At 60.3% G+C, this 19201-nt stretch carries 20 protein-coding genes and 2 tRNA genes; 3 read left to right on the forward strand and 19 right to left on the reverse strand.

Annotated elements, in window-relative coordinates:
* Nucleotides 1-6: 6 nt before the first annotated feature.
* The gene (locus tag AX760_RS15410) at nucleotides 7-516 is read right to left on the reverse strand and encodes a putative pterin-binding protein (protein ID WP_245295032.1); all 510 of its coding nucleotides are present in this window, start codon (nucleotides 514-516) and stop codon (nucleotides 7-9) included.
* 650 nt (nucleotides 517-1166) lie between these two features.
* Here AX760_RS15410 and AX760_RS28210 point away from each other — a divergent pair.
* Nucleotides 1167-1367, forward strand: coding sequence for a KTSC domain-containing protein (locus tag AX760_RS28210; protein WP_425348865.1), 201 nt, complete (start codon nucleotides 1167-1169; stop codon nucleotides 1365-1367).
* Nucleotides 1368-1607: 240 nt separating this feature from the next.
* Here AX760_RS28210 and AX760_RS15420 read toward each other — a convergent pair.
* The 10 genes from AX760_RS15420 to AX760_RS15465 all read right to left on the reverse strand — a co-directional run bounded on the left by AX760_RS15420 (nucleotide 1608) and on the right by AX760_RS15465 (nucleotide 7609).
* Nucleotides 1608-1683: transfer RNA gene (locus tag AX760_RS15420), tRNA-Phe, on the reverse strand.
* A 176-nt stretch (nucleotides 1684-1859) separates the two neighbouring features.
* Complete coding sequence (gene yacG / locus AX760_RS15425) at nucleotides 1860-2069, reverse strand: DNA gyrase inhibitor YacG (RefSeq protein ID WP_071833835.1); 210 nt, start codon at nucleotides 2067-2069, stop codon at nucleotides 1860-1862.
* Nucleotides 2070-2074: 5 nt separating this feature from the next.
* A complete protein-coding gene (locus AX760_RS15430) occupies nucleotides 2075-2695 on the reverse strand; it encodes a Maf-like protein (protein ID WP_071833814.1) in 621 nt (206 codons plus the stop codon).
* Nucleotides 2696-2749: 54 nt separating this feature from the next.
* Nucleotides 2750-2968 carry a translation initiation factor IF-1 gene (infA, locus tag AX760_RS15435; RefSeq protein WP_004435948.1) on the reverse strand — a complete coding sequence of 73 codons (219 nt, stop codon included), beginning with the start codon at nucleotides 2966-2968 and terminating at the stop codon, nucleotides 2750-2752.
* A gap of 143 nt (nucleotides 2969-3111) precedes the next feature.
* Nucleotides 3112-3588: an arsenate-mycothiol transferase ArsC gene (locus AX760_RS15440; RefSeq protein WP_071833815.1), complete on the reverse strand. Its 477-nt coding sequence runs from the start codon at nucleotides 3586-3588 to the stop codon at nucleotides 3112-3114.
* Nucleotides 3589-3593: 5 nt separating this feature from the next.
* Complete coding sequence (locus AX760_RS15445) at nucleotides 3594-4064, reverse strand: UPF0262 family protein (protein ID WP_071833816.1); 471 nt, start codon at nucleotides 4062-4064, stop codon at nucleotides 3594-3596.
* On the reverse strand, nucleotides 4061-5365 hold the full coding sequence (gene hisD, locus AX760_RS15450; protein WP_071833836.1) for a histidinol dehydrogenase: 1305 nt from the start codon (nucleotides 5363-5365) through the stop codon (nucleotides 4061-4063). Before hisD ends, AX760_RS15445 begins: the two co-directional genes overlap by 4 nt.
* Before the next feature lie 65 nt (nucleotides 5366-5430).
* The gene (locus tag AX760_RS15455; protein ID WP_071833817.1) at nucleotides 5431-5871 is read right to left on the reverse strand and encodes a DUF2948 family protein; all 441 of its coding nucleotides are present in this window, start codon (nucleotides 5869-5871) and stop codon (nucleotides 5431-5433) included.
* 105 nt (nucleotides 5872-5976) lie between these two features.
* A complete protein-coding gene (gene murA / locus AX760_RS15460; RefSeq protein ID WP_071833818.1) occupies nucleotides 5977-7269 on the reverse strand; it encodes a UDP-N-acetylglucosamine 1-carboxyvinyltransferase in 1293 nt (430 codons plus the stop codon).
* A 145-nt stretch (nucleotides 7270-7414) separates the two neighbouring features.
* On the reverse strand, nucleotides 7415-7609 hold the full coding sequence (locus tag AX760_RS15465; RefSeq protein ID WP_139276093.1) for a hypothetical protein: 195 nt from the start codon (nucleotides 7607-7609) through the stop codon (nucleotides 7415-7417).
* Nucleotides 7610-7801: 192 nt separating this feature from the next.
* Here AX760_RS15465 and AX760_RS15470 point away from each other — a divergent pair.
* Nucleotides 7802-7876: transfer RNA gene (locus AX760_RS15470), tRNA-Thr, on the forward strand.
* Nucleotides 7877-8054: 178 nt separating this feature from the next.
* On the opposite strand, the gene AX760_RS15475 is transcribed toward AX760_RS15470, so the two are convergent.
* Nucleotides 8055-9974 carry a methyl-accepting chemotaxis protein gene (locus AX760_RS15475; RefSeq protein WP_071833820.1) on the reverse strand — a complete coding sequence of 640 codons (1920 nt, stop codon included), beginning with the start codon at nucleotides 9972-9974 and terminating at the stop codon, nucleotides 8055-8057.
* A 1049-nt stretch (nucleotides 9975-11023) separates the two neighbouring features.
* Here AX760_RS15475 and AX760_RS15480 point away from each other — a divergent pair.
* Nucleotides 11024-11431 (forward strand): type 2 periplasmic-binding domain-containing protein, encoded by a 408-nt coding sequence (locus tag AX760_RS15480; RefSeq protein WP_175552074.1) that lies wholly within the window; start codon nucleotides 11024-11026, stop codon nucleotides 11429-11431.
* A gap of 214 nt (nucleotides 11432-11645) precedes the next feature.
* Here AX760_RS15480 and AX760_RS15485 read toward each other — a convergent pair whose 3' ends face one another.
* The 7 genes from AX760_RS15485 to AX760_RS15515 form a co-directional block, all read right to left on the reverse strand.
* Nucleotides 11646-12368, reverse strand: a complete 723-nt coding sequence (locus tag AX760_RS15485) for a ParA family protein (protein ID WP_071833822.1) — start codon at nucleotides 12366-12368, stop codon at nucleotides 11646-11648.
* A 191-nt stretch (nucleotides 12369-12559) separates the two neighbouring features.
* Nucleotides 12560-13639 (reverse strand): protein-glutamate methylesterase/protein-glutamine glutaminase, encoded by a 1080-nt coding sequence (locus tag AX760_RS15490; RefSeq protein ID WP_071833823.1) that lies wholly within the window; start codon nucleotides 13637-13639, stop codon nucleotides 12560-12562.
* 9 nt (nucleotides 13640-13648) lie between these two features.
* A complete protein-coding gene (locus tag AX760_RS15495) occupies nucleotides 13649-14500 on the reverse strand; it encodes a CheR family methyltransferase (RefSeq protein WP_071833824.1) in 852 nt (283 codons plus the stop codon).
* A 14-nt stretch (nucleotides 14501-14514) separates the two neighbouring features.
* On the reverse strand, nucleotides 14515-15009 hold the full coding sequence (locus tag AX760_RS15500) for a chemotaxis protein CheW (protein WP_071833825.1): 495 nt from the start codon (nucleotides 15007-15009) through the stop codon (nucleotides 14515-14517).
* Between the two features lie 2 nt (nucleotides 15010-15011).
* Nucleotides 15012-16955: a methyl-accepting chemotaxis protein gene (locus AX760_RS15505; protein WP_071833826.1), complete on the reverse strand. Its 1944-nt coding sequence runs from the start codon at nucleotides 16953-16955 to the stop codon at nucleotides 15012-15014.
* Between the two features lie 195 nt (nucleotides 16956-17150).
* On the reverse strand, nucleotides 17151-18851 hold the full coding sequence (locus tag AX760_RS15510) for a methyl-accepting chemotaxis protein (RefSeq protein WP_071833827.1): 1701 nt from the start codon (nucleotides 18849-18851) through the stop codon (nucleotides 17151-17153).
* Between the two features lie 17 nt (nucleotides 18852-18868).
* Nucleotides 18869-19201, reverse strand: a 333-nt coding sequence (locus tag AX760_RS15515) for a chemotaxis protein CheW (protein ID WP_175552075.1), incomplete at its 5' end; no start/stop codon positions are given.

Raw genomic sequence — 19201 nt, forward strand, 5'->3', positions numbered from 1 at the left:
AAGATATCACTCTGCAACCTTGATGCTCTTGATCTGCCAGACCGAACGGGAAAAATACTTTTCATTGAAGAGATCGGCGTTTTGGTCGAACGGATAGACGAGAAAGAGTGGCCCCTTGTCACGGACCGACATGGGCTTGCCGTCTATGCGGGTGGCAAGCATGGTGTCCAATGTTGTTGCATCTTCCATCGGCACATCGGCTTCATAGTCGTTCAGCGCGACGACCTTGAGCGAGGTGCCATGCGCACCTGCAGCGTCGAGAACAGACCGCAGCAATGGGCCGGAAAACTTGACCTTGCCTTCGGTCCAGGGTGTCTCCATCTCGCCAACACGGCCGGCGAGCGTTTCGAGCATCGCCAAATCGAACTGTGCCGTGCCATCGACATTCGGATGATCGAGCCGCGTCGCAGTCACCGTGAGGATAACTTCGCCCTTTGGCAAATCAAGCGCCCCGGCAGGAAGAGGCAGGAGAACTGCGGCCAGTGCAAGCACTGCAGGAAGGATACGGGCGTTCACTGGAAACTCCATGGGCGAGCCGATCACGGAAAGCGTGGCGGGACTGTCGGAAAGGGATTGCCTCTGGGGCCAGCATCCGCAGGGACAAGGCGCGCTGGAATGAACCAGTCTGGCGCAGTAGCCCGGATCGGCGTCATGCCGACTTCGTGTAAACACCGTGGACACCCCAAATATGGAGTAGCAACATTGATATTAGATGAATCTAAAAGGGAGAATTGAACGAGATGCACGTTTCCGGGGAACCGTCCCCAAACCGGAAGACCGTAATCGCTGCCCTGCACCCCGGCGCTGCTTGTGTGGCGCTCATTGGATGTCGATAGTGCATTGAAAAGGCGGCATGATCTTTCGGGCGGCTGATGATCGAAAGCGGCAGCCACCCGAGGCGTTGGAGCCTGCAATACAGGCCTGCATTGGCCCCCTGCCCAACCGGCGCTTTGATGGACAATCACGCATTCGACGGCAAGCGCTGTAGCCTGCACCCGTCTTCATCTTTCGCTTGGCCACGCTTGTGACACGCTTGTGACACGCTGGCAGCTTATGCTGCAAAGCCAGTCAGGGTTTGAACCGATAATTTCCGAAACAGCACGTCAAGGGTTGCATTTTAACATTGCAACGCAATATAATTTTGCTGCAACGCGAGAGCCAAGATGATGGTGAAACTCCAATCAAAGCTGATCGAATCCGTCGTTTACGACGCAGAATCCCAAGACCTTCGCATTCACATGTGCAATGGACAGATCCGAGAGTTCTCAAGCGTGCCCACCAGCGTTTTCGAGAATCTCGTGAGGGCCCGATCTGCCGGTCGATTTTACATGGACAATATACGGGGCCAATATCTGTCCGCCGACTGAAGGCGGCCCGGTGAAAATCGGGAGCATCCCGGCGCGGCGCCAAAGAGCGCCTTTCTTCCCGGCGCCGCAGAGCTTGGGCTGTCGTTCACCTGACCGCTGCCAATCCCGCCATCCCCGTAAAGGCCGGGATCTTCGCCCGTCGGAGGCGCGCTCGAACATGAGCCATGCTCGACATCGGCACACGCAACGTCAAGCGACAGGCTGAACCATTTACCAATAATCTGTAATTGCTGAAAAAAATGGTGCCCGGAGGCGGATTTGAACCACCGACACGCGGATTTTCAATCCGCTGCTCTACCAACTGAGCTATCCGGGCAACTCTGCTTTGACAGCAGTCTGTTCCCTTTCAGGAACCGCGGGGCTTTGGTTTTGCCCCGGAAGCGAGCGGGGTTATAACATCTTGTCGGACGGTGTCCAGCACCAAATGACCTTTTTTTGACAGGAAATTTCCAGAAAGCGCACACATCCGACTCTCCGGCATTTCCGTCAATTTCAGGGGTCGCCGCCATCCGCCTTCGCTTCGTCGTCGGCCACGGGGATGGCATAGGAACCGCTCAGCCAGCGGTTGAGATCGATGTTGCGGCAGCGATCCGAACAGAAGGGATAATGATCGCGATGCGAGGGCCGCCCGCATTCGGCACAGGGACGCGCCTTGCGCAAAGGTTCCACATTGGAGCCCGGCTGTTTCTTGTCAGCAGTCATGACGATCAACCTTCCAGCCAGCTGTCATGGATGTTGTAGCCCTCGCCGCCGAGAAGATTGACGGTCTCGTAGAGCGGCAGGCCGACGACATTGGTGTAGGAGCCCACCAGCTTGACGACGAAGCTGCCGGCAATGCCCTGGATCCCGTAGGCACCCGCCTTGCCGCGCCACTGGCCGGAGGCGAGATAACTTTCGATATCCGCCCCGGACAGGCGTTTGAAGCGGACCTTGGTATCGACGATCTTCTGACGCAGCTTGCCATCGGGCGTGATCAGGCAGACGCCGGTATAGACACGGTGGCTGCGGCCGGACAGGAGATGCAGCGCGCTCGAGGCTTCGCTGACAAGATCCGGCTTGGGCAGGATACGACGACCGACGCTGACCACCGTATCGGCGGCCAGGATGTAGCACCCGGCAAAGGCAGGTTCGCCCTTGACCGCCGCCTGCGCCGCACGAGCCTTTTCGGCCGACAGCCTCCAGGCCAGCGAGCGAGGATGCTCCGCGCGCTTCGGTGTCTCGTCCAGATCCATCGGCATCAGCCGCGTCGGCTCGATGCCGGCCTGCGCCAGCAGTTCCACGCGCCGCGGCGAGCCGGATGCCAGGATGAGCTTTTGTGTCAACGCCATGTCAGCCGGACCGTCCAATCGGAATGCAACGAGAAAAGCAGCGCGAAACCCGGCTTACTTGAAGCGATAGGTGATGCGGCCCTTGGTCAGGTCGTAGGGCGTCATTTCGACGAGAACCTTGTCGCCAGCAAGCACGCGGATGCGGTTCTTGCGCATGCGGCCCGCGGTATGCGCGATGATTTCGTGTTCATTCTCGAGCTTGACGCGGAATGTCGCATTGGGCAGCAATTCGGTCACGACGCCCGGGAATTCGAGGACTTCTTCTTTCGCCATCTAGGATATGTCTTTCTGTGCTTCGGTACGGACGCCAAAGCGTCCTTGAAAAATTTGGCGGAAACTACACAATCGCCGCGGTTTTGTGAACAGCAGCGATCCGTTTTTCCGGTTTTGTCACATTTGCCGGTTTTGTCAGGGCGCTATGCCATCTTCTCCGGCATTTGTCCAAGCAAACGATGCTTGAGCAGCAGAGCAAGGTGATTTCTGACCTCACGATAGGCCGAAACGATCTGTTCGCGCGTGCCGGTCGCGACCGTCGGATCGGGGGTCGGCCAATAGACCACATCGATTGCCATTGATCGTGTCAGTTCCAGCGCCGCATGATGCGCCTCCGGCGCCAGTGTGACGATCAGGTCGAAATAGTCGTCTTCCAGTTCGTCCAGCGTGTGCGGCTGGTGGCGACCGACCGTCAAGCCGATCTCTTCCAGGACGACATCGACGAAGGGATCACGCTCGCCCGGTCGAACGCCGGCCGAAGCGACATAGGTTCCAGCCGGCATCATCGCCTTGGCCAGCGCCTCGGCCATCGGCGAGCGGATCGCATTCATGCCGCACATGAACAGCACGGAACGGGGCGCCTTCCTTTCCTCAGCCGGGTTTGCGAAGGGCGCCATCATCGCCTCTATCCGCGCCAGTAGAGGACACAGACGAGTGTGAAGAGACGGCGTGCCGTATCAAAATCGAGTTTGATCTTGCCGGAAAGCCGGTCCATCAGCGTCTGCGATCCCTCGTTGTGAATGCCCCGCCGACCCATGTCGATGGCTTCGATCTGGCTTGGCGTAGAGGCGCGGATCGCCTCGTAATAACTTTCGCAGATCATGAAATAGTCCTTCACGATCCGCCGGAACGGCGTCAGCGACAGGATGTGGGTCGCCACAGCCTCGCCCGTCTCCGTCGTGATGGCAAAAACCAGCCGTTTCTCGATCAGCGAAAGGTTCAGCCGATAGGGGCCGCCGGGGTGGCCGGCAGGCTCGAAACTGTTTTCCTCGATGAGATCGAAGATCGCCACTGCCCGTTCGTGCTCGACGTCCGGCGTCGAACGCCCGATCGTCTCGTCCAGCACGACATCGCAAAGACGATGGCTTCCGCTCATCCTTCATCCCCGAGATTGAGGCGGATGGCGACCGAGCGCGCATGGGCTTCCAGCCCCTCGGACCGGGCAAGGGCAATGGCCGCCGGCCCAAGCGTGCGCAGCTGCTCGACGCCCAGCCGCAGGATCGAGGTGCGCTTCATATAGTCGAGCACGCCGAGACCGGAGGAAAACCGTGCCGAGCGCGCCGTCGGCAGCACATGGTTTGAGCCGCCGACATAATCGCCGATGACCTCCGGCGTGTGGCGTCCGACGAAGATGGCGCCGGCATTGCGGATCTTCGGGATCATCGCATCGGCATCGTCGAGCGCCAGCTCCAGATGTTCGGCGGCAATGCGATTGGCCAGCGGTACGGCATCCTCAAGGTCGGGGACGAGAATGACGGCGCCGAAATCGCGCCAGCTGGCGCTTGCCGTGTGCGCGCGCGGCAAGGTCTTCAACTGGCGCTCGACGGCGTTTTCGACGGCGGTGGCAAAGCCGGCATCGTTTGTGATCAGGATTGACTGGGCACCGGTATCGTGCTCGGCCTGGGCGAGAAGATCGGCAGCGATCCAGTCGGGATCATTGCTGCCATCGGCGATGACAAGCACTTCGGACGGGCCGGCGATCATGTCGATGCCGACGGTGCCGAACACATGGCGCTTGGCGGCCGCCACATAGGCATTGCCCGGGCCCATGATCTTGGCGACCGGCGCGATCGTTTCCGTGCCATAGGCAAGCGCTGCGATCGCCTGCGCACCGCCGATGCGGTAGATTTCCTCGACGCCGGCCATGCGGGCGGCGGCCAGCACCGCCGGATTGATCTGGCCGTCTTTCGCCGGGACCACCATGACGATGCGCGGCACGCCGGCAACGCGGGCCGGCAGCGCGTTCATCAGAACCGAACTCGGATAGCTGGCGGTGCCACCCGGCACATAGAGGCCGACGGCGTCGATCGGCGTCCAGCGCGAGCCAAGCCCGACGCCCATCGCGTCCTCGTAGATATCGTCCTTGGGCAATTGCCGGCGATGATGCGCCTCGATGCGAACGGCCGCCACCTTGAGCGCGCCGAGAACCTCCGGCTCGACAAGGGCGATCGCCGCATCGATCTCTGCCTCTGTAACGGCCATTGCGGTTTCGGAAAAATCGATACCGTCGAAGCGTTTGGAATAATCGGCAAGCGCCGCATCGCCGCGCAGGCGGACATCGTCGATGATCGTGCGCACGGTTGCGTTCACGTCCTCGGACACTTCACGCTTGGTGGTGAGAAAGGCGGCGAAACGCGTTTCGAAGTCGCCGTCGAGAAAATCCAGCCTGATAGCCAATGCCGTGACGTCCTTGCTTTCCAAAGCCGGAAGCCGCCGCGAACGGCCCGGCCACCGGCAGTCTGTCAATCGCCGGTCGGGTGCCGGGGTTTGAAACTGGTTTCCCATGCTCCGCCGGTATCCGCAAGCTGAACCTCGATACATTCCACATCGAGGAGGATCGAGGCCTCGCCGGCCAGCACGAGTTCGAGCGTGCCTTCCGGCCCATCGCCAGCCTGTTCGAACTGGAGCGCGAGGAGCGCCAGCACCTTTTCCGTATCGGTGCGGCTGAAGCCGATGGAGCGGACAGAGCGGACGCGTTTGAACAAGAGCACGGCGCGACGACGCTCGAAGGCATTGCCGCGGCGCTCTGCAGTTTCCCAGACGAACCGGTTGACGACGACGCTAAACTGGCCGGAGCGGCCATCATAGGCCAGCCCCGGAACCTTCAGCACCGCATCCTGGACATGGGCGGAGACAACCCCCAGATCCTCGGCGTCCAGCGCCATCAGCTTCAGATTGTCCATGCTCTTCCTGTTCCTTGTTCGGCGGATAATGCGCCGCGATCTGCCAGAGGAGATAGGACGCCAGGGACCAAACCGCAACAGGAGCGAAACCCGGAGGGATGCCGGTCAGTCGCTGACGCGCTCAACATTGGCACCGCAGGCGTTGAGTTTTTCTTCCAGCCGTTCGAAGCCACGATCGAGATGGTAGACGCGCGAGACCATGGTCTCGCCTTCCGCCACAAGGCCGGCGATCACAAGCGACACCGAGGCGCGCAAGTCGGTTGCCATCACCGGCGCGCCCTTGAGCTTCGAGACACCTTCGATCTTCGCCGTCTGGCCCGAAAGCGAGATCTTGGCACCCAGACGGGCCAGTTCCTGGACATGCATGAAACGGTTTTCGAAAATCGTCTCGGTGATATGCGACACGCCGTTGGACATTGTCATAAGGCCCATGAACTGCGCCTGCAGATCGGTCGGGAAGCCCGGAAAGGGATCCGTCACCACATCGACCGGCTTGATCGCGCCGCCATTGCGCACAACGCGCAGGCCGGTTTCGGTCTGGGTGATCGTCGCACCGGCGCGGCGGACCGCCTCGAGCGCCGTTTCCAGCAGCGCACCATCGGTGCCTTCAAGCACGACATCGCCGCCGGTCATGGCAACGGCCATCGCATAGGTGCCGGTCTCGATGCGGTCCGGCAGGACGCGGTGGCGCGCGCCCGACAGCGACGATACGCCCTCGATGGTGATCGTGCTGGTGCCGTGGCCGCTGATCTTTGCACCCATGGCGATCAGGCAGTTGGCGAGATCGACAACCTCCGGCTCGCGGGCGGCATTGCCGATCACGGTCTGGCCATTGGCAAGGGTCGCTGCCATCATCATCACATGGGTGGCGCCGACCGAGACCTTCGGAAAGACATAGCGCGCGCCGACAAGGCCGCCCTTCGGCGCCGTTGCATTGATGTAGCCGCTGTCGATTTCGATATTGGCGCCGAGCGCCGTCAGCGCTTCGATGAACAGGTCAACCGGCCGGGTGCCGATGGCACAGCCGCCCGGCAGCGACACGCGGGCTCTGCCCTCGCGCGCCAGTAGCGGGCCAATCACCCAGAAGCTCGCGCGCATCTTCGACACCAGCTCGTAGGGCGCCGTCGTATCGGTGATCGTGCGGCAGGTGAAATGGATGGTGCGCGAATAGCTTTCGCCCTGGCGCTCGCGGCGACCATTGACCGAGACATCGACGCCATGATTGCCGAGAATGCGCAAAAGCTGCTCGACATCGGCCAGGTGCGGCACGTTTTCCAACGTCAGCGTGTCGTCGGTCAAAAGCGACGCAATCATCAGCGGCAGGGCTGCGTTCTTCGCGCCGGAGATCGGAATGATGCCGTGAAGCTCGTTGCCGCCCGTAATTCTGATACGATCCATATGGTTCCTACGGGCCGTGCCCGCCTTTCCTAAGCAGTCCGTGCATGTGAAGGTGCGCCTCCTTAAAGGATACGCAGCGAAAATAGAAGCCTTGCCGACAGGCGGGGCGCGACAGGTGGCGCGCGATCGCCCCACCCTGGCTTGACTAATCCGCAGAATCGTCCGTTTTTGCGGCAGGCAGGCCAAAGGTCTCGTCGGCCGCCCCGGCACGACGGGCGCGGCCCTGCTGCTTGCGCCGCATGAGATTGTCGCGCAGCGTCTTTGCCGCACGGGCCTTGCGCTCCTCTGCGCGCCGGCGCACCTCAGGGCTCATGCCCTCATCGTCGGCCAAAGCGCTCACTGATCTGTCCGTCTGGTCGTCATCCTGCTGCATGGTCCGTCAAATAGCGCAAATGCACGGGCACCGGTAGTCTGTCTCCGGTTTTCCCCCGATGATGATGGAAACTGCGATTTGCTGCTTGCGCTCCCCGGAAAGCTATGGCAATAGGCCCTCGCTCCACATGGAACGGACACTGATCCGCTTCTGCACGATGCTGCTATAGCTCAGGGGTAGAGCACTCCCTTGGTAAGGGAGAGGCCGAGAGTTCAAATCTCTCTAGCAGCACCATTTTTCCGAACTGATATCGACAGAGTGCCTTCGGGTCTGGCTTCTCGGCCATTGCAGACGTCATTTCCGGTCGACTGATGTCCGGGTTTCAGCGTTGCGATTGCCGCACCTTCGGCGTCCTGTGACAGAAGCGGAAGAGCGGCACTCTCTTTTTATGGCATTGGGCAGGCTAACCAGTTCAGAAATCCTGCCATTGGTCTGTTTTCAGGGCATTGTTTCCCTGGAAGGCACCTGAAACGCGATTGATCAACCGGCGTGCCGGCGAGGCTGGAGCGCCGTGATGGCTTGCGCCGCCCGCACCATTCCGCATTGCTGCGCCGGCCTGGTCCCGGCCAACCTCGAACCGGCCGAGCAGGTGGAAGAGCGCCTCAGCCTCCTTGGCCAGCGAGTGACTGGCGGCCGTCGATTGCTCGACCATCGCTGCATTCTGCTGGGTTCCCTGGTCCATCGTGTTCACCGCATGATTGATTTCCTTGAGGCCGGTTGCCTGTTCCTTGGAACTCTCGACGATCGCGCTGACATTGAGACTGACCGCCTGAACCTGGGACACGATCTTTTCCAGCGCCTTGCCGGTCTCCGTGACGAGATCAACCCCATTCTTGACCTGCTCGCCGGACTTGCTGATCAGTGCCTTGATCTCCTTGGCCGCATTTGCCGACCGCTGCGCCAGTTCCCGCACCTCCTGGGCCACGACTGCAAAGCCCTTGCCGGCATCGCCCGCACGCGCTGCCTCGACGCCCGCATTGAGGGCGAGCAAGTTGGTCTGGAAGGCGATTTCATCGATCACCCCAATGATGTTGGAAATCTCGTTGGAGGAGGTCTTGATATCGTGCATGGCATGCACCGCGCGGCTGACGATCTCACCCGAATGCTCTGCCGATTGGCGGGTCTGGATCACCAGCCTGCCTGCTTCGTCGGCGCGACGGCTGGAATCGGAGACGGTGATTGTGATCTGTTCGAGGGCGGCGGCCGTTTCCTCGACGGACGCGGCCTGCTGTTCGGTCCGCTTCGACAGATCGTCCGCCGCGGCGCGGACCTGGTTGGAGCCAGAAGCGATCGCCTGGGCGTTCTGCCCGACGCTGCGCATGGCGTCTTCGAGTTTGGAAACGGCTTCATTGAAATTGGCACGCACCGAATCGAGACGCTCGACAAAGGTTTCGGATATGCGGAAGTTCAACTTGCCATCTGCCAGCTGGCCAAGGGCATGTCCGATGCTGTCGACGGCAAACCTTACCTCCGCAGCTTCCTGCACCTGCAGGCGCTCACGCTCGACCCGTTCGCTCTCCGACAGCTTCCGATTGGACGCGGCGTCCTGTTCGAGCTGGACCCGTTCGCGGGCATTGTCGCGAAAAATCGCAACGGTCGTCGCCATTGTGCCGATTTCGTCCTTCCGGCCTTCACCGTAGATTTCAACATCCAGATTGCCATTTGCCAGCTTGCTCATGGCGCCGGAAATGGAATTGACCGGGCGTATGACGCCGGCGATGACTGTCCATACGGAGAAGATGGCAACAAAAGCGGCGCCAAGCGACAGCGTCAACATGAAGTTTGTCAGGAAGCTCTTCAGGCTGTTGCCCTCGTCCAGCTTCTCCTTGGCAACCCGGATCTGCAGTTCCACAAGCTTGGAGATGTCCCCGCCGAGCGGATCGATCGTCGCATACAGCTTGGAGTCAACAAAGCCTACCAGTGCGGCGGCATCCTTGGCCGAAAGGATCTTTAAAAGCTCCTGCACGCCCGCATCTGCTTTTTGCCGCTCCAGATCGAAGCTATCCGCGATCTGCTTTTCTTCTGCCGTCAGCGTTGTCGCGAGGTAGATCGTCCATTGTTCGTTGATAGCCGCCAGCGCCGTGTTGATGCTGTAAACGCCCATTTCCGGCGTCAGGGCTCCACTGCGAACCTTGTGGGCGGTGTCGACAATGTTGACAGCGTAGCTGTCACTGATGATCTTCAGCTGCTCCATGGGCTCGACGCGATCAACGACAATGGCGTTGGCGAGCTTTGACTGTTCTTGCAAGGCGTAGAAGGCAAAGGAGGATATGACGACGATGACGGTTGTCAGCAACGAGATGCAGGTGAGTAGGCGAATGCGTATGGACATGATGCCTCTGTAGCCGTGAGAATGTTTCAAGACTTCGCAGCCATTGAAGGCAACATTGACGCCTGCTCTTCCTTTTCCAATTGCGCTTTGTAGCACGACTGTAAAATCTCAAACGTCCCCTGTCGCTCCCGGCCCCGCTACGATCGACTTTAAAGGCTTACCTGTTAAGCAGCCCCTAATGGTCGTGAGCAAATGCTGCAGGTACAGACAATAACTCGCAAAAATGTGCCATTCGAAAACGGAGCATCCGCTCTCTGTAATATCCAAGATTGCATGGCCGAACCAGACCCATCAATGATGGGATGACGGGTTGCCGGGAGCCGGAATGAAGACTTGCAAAGCCCGCCGTTCAGAGAGCGATTTGAACGATTGACCGGAACTTGCTTCCATCAAGATGCATCCTATCGAGAGCGATCTCAACAAACTGCGCCGCTACAGCCGATAATCGGGAAAGAGGAGGCAGGCACGCTGTCGCGCTTGCAACGGGTTAGCACCACCACCAACCCGGCGAGGACATTGACCGTCATTGTATCACTTCGACCTCGTCGTTGAGCCGACGTTTCTGCAGCCTTGGCGACCCAAATGCCGTCTAGAGGCTCAATGGCTCCGCAAGCACGCTGGTCAGCGGCAGTGGTCAAAGTCGCAGCGGCGCGATCGTCAGTCGCAAAATCCGTCTCAGGTGTCGAGACCGCGCGCTCTCAGAACACGTCGGACCTCGCGCTCGCGCGAGGCTACCATTGCGACCCACATCTTCTGGCGGAACATAGCGAATTTCGATTGCTGAATTGGCTTCATCACAACATTCCTCGTCTCTACACGTCCCGCATCATGCCTGACGCTCTCGCAGGTCTGAAACGCGATTTTTGCATTGCAGCATTGCGTGATGCGGCGGTTTATCGCGGGCAGCTGAGGCGCTTAGCGTCACGCCGTCAGCCGTCAGCCGTCAGTCAGCAGATCCAGGTTCTTGAAGTTCGGTTGGGATAACGCTGCGGGCATAGGCGGGCCGCGGCATTGCCCTGACGGAGGACGGCGAGCGTTACATCTCTATGATGGCCGACCAGATCGAACATATTGAAAGGGCCACCGGCAAGATCAGGGGCTTTCGGTCGGTGGAGACGTTGACCATCCGCGCCGTGCCGACCCTCTCCAACAGGTGGCTGCGGCCTCGATTGAGCGTGTTTCTCGATCAACATTCCGACGTGGAAATCCGTCTCGACGGCACGAATGAACCGACAGACATCAACCAGGAACTGGTCGACCTTGACCTGAGGCTTGGGGATGGCCGCCGGCCAGTCCTTTTTGTCAAAGGCCTCCATGAACATGCCGCGAAATACGGCGGTGACGATGATATCGTCTCCTCCCGGAGAACGCGGCAACCTGCCCGCGCCTCTCCCGGCCGCCGCCCACAGCGGCTTGTCCGGAGACATTATGGTGGACAGGAAATTAGCTCAATTTAGAAGAACCGACGATATTGTCAGAAATTCCACGCAACTGAAGCAACAGCGTTCGGCATTGTCGTTGCCGGATGCCACCTCTCGTCGCGACGGTTTGACATTTTCGGGTAACATCTCTGCGAACCGCTCGGGTCGCAAGTTCCCCGTGCTTGCGTCTTCAACCTGCTTGTCTAACAGAAATGACGTTCGGCGACCGCGCACGGTCAAGCGGCGGCCTTCAAGCGGCGCTCTGCAGGCAGAGCTTGTCCTGACTGGCGACGGCTGCCACGGTCTTTGCCGGGACCAGACGTATGATTTCCCGTGCCAGGGTCTCGGCGTTTTCGCGGGCCTTGTCGAGATTGCTGACCTTGCGCGTGTCCATGGTGTAGAGCGTGCCGCCACAGCCGAAGATATCACGAAAAGCAGAGCGTTCGATGATCGGCGTGTCCAGAACGTTGACGTGCCGTGCTGCCAGCAATTCCTTGACGGATTGTAGCGCCCGCGTCGTCACCATCGAATTGACGCGGGTGAGAACGACGGAATGGGCAATGCGGATATCACCCTTCATCTTGAGATACTGCAGCAGTTCGATGACGTGCGCGCCGCCTTGTGCGTCCATGGCAGAGCCCTGGACGGGGATGATCACGTGATCCGAATAGCCGATGGCTTTCGCCAGAAGGGTGTTGCGGGCGCCCGGCAAATCGACCAGCACATAGTCGACCGTGTCACGGTAATCGCGCACATGCTTGTCGATGGTGCTGTGTGTGACATAGGAAACCACCGACAATCCCGCCAGCGTCGCTGCATTCGATTTCTCGTACCATTGCGTGATCCAGTGTTGCGGATCGGCGTCGAGAATGGCTACCCTGAACCCTTGGCGCAGCAATTCGGTCGCCACCAACAGAACCGCGGTGGTCTTGCCGGCGCCGCCCTTGGTGTTGGCGAATGTAATGACGGGCATAGTCGATCCTCGACAGGGTTCTTGAGCCGGATCATCGCTCTGGAACGCGCCTCGACTGCATGGTGCGCCGCGATCATCTTTCCCAATTATGGTTAACAAATCGTAAAATCAGCCCGGTCGATCGCCATGTCCGGGTCGATTGCCATGCCTTGCGGAACCTCCAAACCATGGCGGACGTCCGGACCGGCATGTCAGTGCCGCTTGTCCGCCATAAGAATTTCACGGGCGATCTGTTCAAGCGGGACAATTCTCTCGACGCCCCCATGGGCGATGGCCTCCTTGGGCATGCCGAAAACCACCGACGTCGCTTCGTCCTGTGCCACGGTGAAGGCACCGGCTACGTGCATTTCCTGCATGCCGCGCGCACCGTCGTCCCCCATGCCCGTCATGATGACGCCCATGGCATTGCCGCCTGCGGCTCGCGCGGCAGAGCGAAACAGGACATCGACAGACGGGCGGTGGCGCGAGACAAGCGGCCCCGCGCGGACGGAAACGTGATAGCGTGCGCCCTGACGCTCCAGCATCATGTGACGGTCGCCCGGTGCAATCAGCACATGACCGCGCAGGACGGGATCGCCGTCTTCCGCCTCCTTGACCTCGACCTCGCAGAGGCCGTTCAGCCGCTTGGCAAAGGCTGCCGTGAATTTTTCCGGCATGTGCTGGACGATGACCATGCCGGGAGAATTGGCCGGAAGTTGCTCGAGCAAGACCCGGAGCGCTTCCGTGCCGCCGGTAGAGGCGCCAACGCAGACGACCATTTCCGTGGTTTTGGCCATCGCCCGGCCGCTGGGCGGCGGCAAGACCGCATCGGCGGTCAACTTGGCCGTGGGCGCATCCGTTGCGGACGTGCGCCTCAATGCCCCCATGCGCGCCTGCGCTGCACCTTTCACGGCTTCGCGGATCTGCATGCCGGCTTCCGCCAGATGATCGGCAGCGCCGATCTTCGGCTTGAGAATGACGTCGACGGCGCCGGCTTCGAGCGCCTGCAACAGGGTCTCGGAGCCCGCCTCGGTCAGCGACGAGCACATGACCACCGGAATCGGCCGCTGCGACATCAGCTTGCGCAGGAACGTGATGCCGTCCATGCGCGGCATCTCGACATCGAGGGTGATGACGTCGGGTATTTCTTCCTGGATCTTTTTGGCGGCCATGAAAGGATCCGAGGCTGCCCCCATGACCTCAATGTCCGGATCCTGCTCGAGAATTCGGGTGAGGACCTGCCGGATGCTGGCTGAATCGTCAACAATGAGGACACGGATCTTTTTCGCCATCGGCCGCTGTCAGACTTTCTTGAAAACTGTGTTGGCAACCTGCCGGATCGGCAGGTCGATGCCCGTCACTGTCTCGGAATGGCCGATCAGGAGGTATCCGCCGGGCAGAAGGCAGTCGCAAAGCCGCGACAAGACCGCGGCCTGGGTTGGCTTGTCGAAATAGATCAGAACGTTGCGGCAGAAGATCACGTGCATGGGGTCGCCCACCTTGTAGGCATCGTCCATCAGGTTCATCCGCGCAAAGCCGACGGTCGCGCGCAATTTCGGTACCACACGGGCATCCCTGCGCTCCGCGTCCCGGGCCATCATGACGTATTTCTTCTTCAACGGCGCGGGAACGGGACCCATCATCTCCTGGGGATAGATGCCGCGCCGGGCAACCTGAAGGACGTCGGTGGACAGATCGGTTGCCAGGATCTTGTATTCGAAGTCACGGTTTTCAACGGCGAACTCGGCCAGTACCATTGCCATCGTATAGGGTTCGGCACCGGTCGAACAGGCCGAACTCCAGAACCGCATGCGTTTGTGGCCGGCGGCGTAGAGTTCCGGCAGCCCGATCTGCTGCAAGTGCTCGAAATGCTTGGGCTCGCGGAAGAAATCAGTCTTGTTGGTGGTCACGGCATCTATCAGATAAATCGATTCCGTTTCGATCCCGCCGTGCCTGAACAGAAAGTCGCAATAGTCGTTGAAGGTTTCGATGCCGGTTGCCCGCAGACGCCGGCGAAGGCGCCCTTCCAGCATCGTCAACTTGCTGGCCGGCATCTTGATGCCGCTGTAATCGTAGATATAGCGCGCCAGTGCCTCGAAATTCCGGTTGCTCAACCGGTCATCCGCAGCCTGCGCCGTCAATACTGCTCCCACAGGTGATGTCTCCGTCAGGCAAATTCGAGGGATTGGGCGCCAACACCGGTCAAGGCGCTTTCCGAGCTGGAAAACAGCCGGGCAAGATCGACGATGACGACGAAGCCGCCGTTCCGGCGCACGACGCCGGAAATATAGTCGGACTGCCAGCGGACGCCGATGTCCGGCGCGCCCTCGATTTCCTCGCGACGGAACGGCACGACCTCGAACACCCGGTCAGCAACGAGGCCGAGTGTCAGCATGCGGCTGTTCATCGGCACGTCCAGAACGAGAATGCGCGTGTGCGGCGTCTTCTCCGTCTTCGTCATGCCGAGGCGAAGACGGAGATCGATGACGGGCACGCCCTGGCCGCGCACATCCCTCAGCCCCAGCAGATAGTCGGGGCCATGGGGAATCTTGAAGGCGTCTTCGTGATCGAGGATTTCGCGTACGACTTCCACCGGCACGGCGAAGATTTCATCGCCGAGGCAGAACGTAACGAACTGGGATTCCGATGCGGGTGTCGTCATGATCAAGCGCTTTCCCTGAAGTCTGCATCATCTGCGTCCGGCCCACCCATCGACATGTCGATGGCAAAGCCCTTGACGCGCGACTGCTGTCCGTTAACCGAGTGGTCGGGACGGCGGGCCGTTGGCGCTGGCTGCCTGTGGGCAGGTGTTCCCATCGCCTTGGAACCTTGGGCGAACGGTTTCGTCGCGACGGCCTGTTGCCTGCGGCCACTGGTGTCGACGCGGAAGAAGGCGATGCTGGCCTGAAGCTCTTCCGCCTGGGCGGCAAGTTCTTCCGACGTCGCCGACATCTGTTCGGAGGCGCCGGCGTTCTGCTGGGTCACCTTGTCGAGCTGCTGGATGGCCTCGTTGATCTGGCTGGCGCCGATGTCCTGTTCGCGGCAGGCGGCCGAGATTTCGGAGATCAGCTCGGCCGTCTTGCGGATGTCTGGAACGAGACGGGTCAGCATATCGCCGGCTTCCGTCGCGACCGTGACCGTCGATCCGGAGAGCGCGCTGATTTCGGCGGCAGCCGCCTGGCTGCGTTCAGCCAGCTTGCGCACCTCCGAGGCAACAACCGCAAAGCCCTTGCCGTGTTCGCCGGCACGCGCGGCTTCCACCGCCGCGTTCAAGGCAAGCAGGTCGGTCTGGCGGGCGATTTCCTGGACGATCGAGATCTTTTCGGCGATCGTGCGCATGGCGGCAACCGCCCGGCCGACGGCCTCGCCGCTGGCTTCGGCATCCTTGGACGACTGGCGGGCGATCTTTTCGGTCTGGGCGGCATTGTCGGCGTTCTGCTTGATGTTGGCTGCCATCTGTTCCATCGACGCGGATGCCTCTTCAGCGGACGAAGCCTGCTCGGTGGCGCCCTGGCTCAGCTGTTCCGAGCTGGAGGAGAGTTCCTGGCTGCCGGAGGAGACATTGTCGGAAGCCGACAGCGCATCGCCGACGATGCCACGCAAACGCTCGACCATGCTTTCCAAGGCGAGACCCAGTGTATCCTTGCTCGATTGCGGCTTCGGCGAGACGGTCAGGTCGCCATTGGCGATCTGACCTGCAACGCTTGCGGTAACACGCAGGTTGGTGATCATCCGCTGCATGGCGAAACTAAGGACGTCCTTGTCAGAGAGCGGCTTTGCATCGCTCGACAGATCGCCCTCGGCAATCTGGTCGGCAACACCCGAGGTGTTGCGCAGATTGTCCGTCATGCGCTTCATCGAGCTGACGAGATCGCCGATTTCATCATTACCTTTGTATAGGATGTCCTGATTGAGATCACCGAGGCTGACGGCATCGGCGAGCTTGACGGCACGGGAAAGGCCGCGCGAAATGTTAAGGACAATCCAGATGGCGAAGGCGGATGACAGGACGCCGACACCGATAGCCATGCCGATCAGGAGGGTCCGCGCGTTCGCATATTGCGCGTCGGTCGATGCATCCGTTTCCTCGACATTGCTCTTGATCGTATCGTTGATTTGCGCGAGATTCTCCAGAATCTGCACCACGATCTGCTGGCCTTCGCCCATGGAGATGGCACCTGCCCGCATAGTCGATTCCGGCGTGTTCTGCTGAGCCAGTGCCATGATGTTGTCCTGCAAGGTCGCCCACCTCACATAGAGCTTTGAAAGCTGATTCATCCTGTCGGTGATATCCGGGTCGTCCGACGCTTCAAGTTTTGACTGCTGCTCTGCGATGATCGTTCGCTGCTCGGCGATCTCGTTGACATATCCGATGATCTTGGAAGCATCGGTGGTGATGATGCTATCCTTCTCGGCTCGGATCGCGTGCAGAAAAGCATCCGAGAGATCACTTGACTCCCTGAGGTTGACAACCGGCCCTTCCACCATCTTCGTTATTTCGGCATTGAGGGACGACAGGTTGACAATAGCGATGGCTGCCATCGCACAGGTGAGTGCGATAACAATCGCAAAAACCAGGCCGAGTTTCATCTTGATGGTAAGGCGCATGTTATTCCCCAAAATTTCCGAGTTGGCAGCAATGACGGAGCGTCTTGAACGGCGCGTCAAAATGCGGCTCTCACTGGCGGCGACGGCATTCACCGCCGTGAGACTGACAGGATCGTCAAGCCAACGCCTACACACGTTGGGAATTCTGCCGAAGGACGGTGGATTGTTCGTCCACCGTCCCTTGGAAACATCGTTTTATGCGCTCTGCCTGAAATCGCGGTCGTCGGCATCCGGTCCGCCCATCGACATATCGAGCGCGAAGCCGTTGGCGCGAGCCTGCTGTGCCGATACCGAATGGTCCGAACGGCCAGCCATGGGAGCGACGCGCTTTTGGGCAGGCTTGATGCCCGGCTTCGAAGCAACGACCGCCGTCTTCTTGGCGACGACCTGGTCCCTGCGGCCATTGGTGTCGACGCGGAAGAAGGCGATGCTGGCCTGAAGCTCTTCCGCCTGGGCGGCAAGTTCTTCGGACGTTGCCGACATCTGTTCGGAGGCGCCGGCGTTCTGCTGGGTCACCTTGTCGAGCTGCTGGATGGCCTCGTTGATCTGGCTGGCGCCGATGTCCTGTTCGCGGCAGGCGGCCGAGATTTCGGAGATCAGCTCGGCCGTCTTGCGGATGTCTGGAACGAGACGGGTCAGCATATCGCCGGCTTCCGTCGCGACCGTGACCGTCGATCCGGAGAGCGCGCTGATTTCGGCGGCAGCCGCCTGGCTGCGTTCAGCCAGCTTGCGCACCTCCGAGGCAACAACCGCAAAGCCCTTGCCGTGTTCGCCGGCACGCGCGGCTTCCACCGCCGCGTTCAAGGCAAGCAGGTCGGTCTGGCGGGCGATTTCCTGGACGATCGAGATCTTTTCGGCGATCGTGCGCATGGCGGCAACGGCCCGGCCGACGGCCTCGCCGCTGGCTTCGGCATCCTTGGACGACTGGCGGGCGATCTTTTCGGTCTGGGCAGCGTTGTCGGCGTTCTGCTTGATGTTGGAAGCCATTTCTTCCATCGATGCAGAGGCTTCCTCGGCGGCGGCGGCCTGTTCGGTGGCGCCCTGGCTCAGCTGTTCCGAGCTGGAGGAGAGTTCCTGGCTGCCGGAGGAGACATTGTCGGAAGCCGACAGCGCATCGCCGACGATGCCACGCAAACGCTCGATCATTGTGTTGACATGACCAAGCAGTTGGCCGATTTCATCCTTGTTGGTGATCTCGGCGAAATTGGTGAGATCTCCGTCCGCAACGTTCTGAACGCTGACCACCGCACGGCGGAGGCCGCGGTTAATCGTCATAATGATCCAGAAGGTGGCAATGGTTGCAATCAGGAGCGCAAGCGATGCGACGGCAACCATGACGGTTCGCGTGCTTGAATATTGTTGCTCGGCAGCGGCATCGGCCTCGGCGAGACGGCCTTCCTCGAGTTTGACGACCTCTTCGAGAAGCTGGTCGATCTCGCTGGTAACCTGACGTGCATCGGTTGTTGATACCCGCAGCGCACCAGCACTGTCGCCTGCGCGCATCAGGGCTCTCACCCGGTCATCCTCGCGACGGAATTCAACCGTGAACCCGTGAAGTTTGGCCCACATCACCTTGCCCTGTTCGGTGGCCTTGGCTTCCACGTCCGTGAATGTTTTGTCGAAGCTGGCCCGCGCGCTGTCGCTCATGCCGACATATCTGTCGATCTCTGTCGCACTGGTGGCCGACAGCATGTTTTTCTGCTGGCGGATCTGCTGCAGTTGCATGATGTTCAGCTTTTCGGCCAGTTTCAAACGGGTGACGGGTCCGGCGAGAACGTTTCCGAGGGTCGTGTTGAGACCGCCGAGGCTGAAAATGCCGTAGGCGGCGGTTGCAACCAGCATGGCCATGATAAAGCCAAATGCCAGAATCAGTTTGAGCTTGATGGTAAATCGCATGGGTTCTCTCCTGACCGTCAAATCGCTGCGGCGGAACTGGTCGGACGTTCTCGTCGGGATGAAAAAATCGCCTGGAGGTTCGGGAGGATGATGAACTCGCCTCCGCGCTTGACCAGGCAGTTGATGTAGTCAGCGCGCCAACGCATACCAACGCTCGGGGGCGCTTCGCCGGCGGCGCGGGCCAGCGTTGTAACTTCGTAGACCTTGTCGGTGCGCAGGCCGATCAGCGTCGCCTCACCGTCAAGATCCATCTGGATAACGATGATGCGGCTGTCGATGGTGGCGCCGGTCGCTTCCATGCCGAAGGCAAGGCGAATATCGGCAAGGGGAATGACCTTGCCGCGGAAATT

The organism is Pararhizobium antarcticum (assembly GCF_001885585.1).
In the GTDB taxonomy this organism is placed as follows: domain Bacteria; phylum Pseudomonadota; class Alphaproteobacteria; order Rhizobiales; family Rhizobiaceae; genus Pararhizobium; species Pararhizobium antarcticum.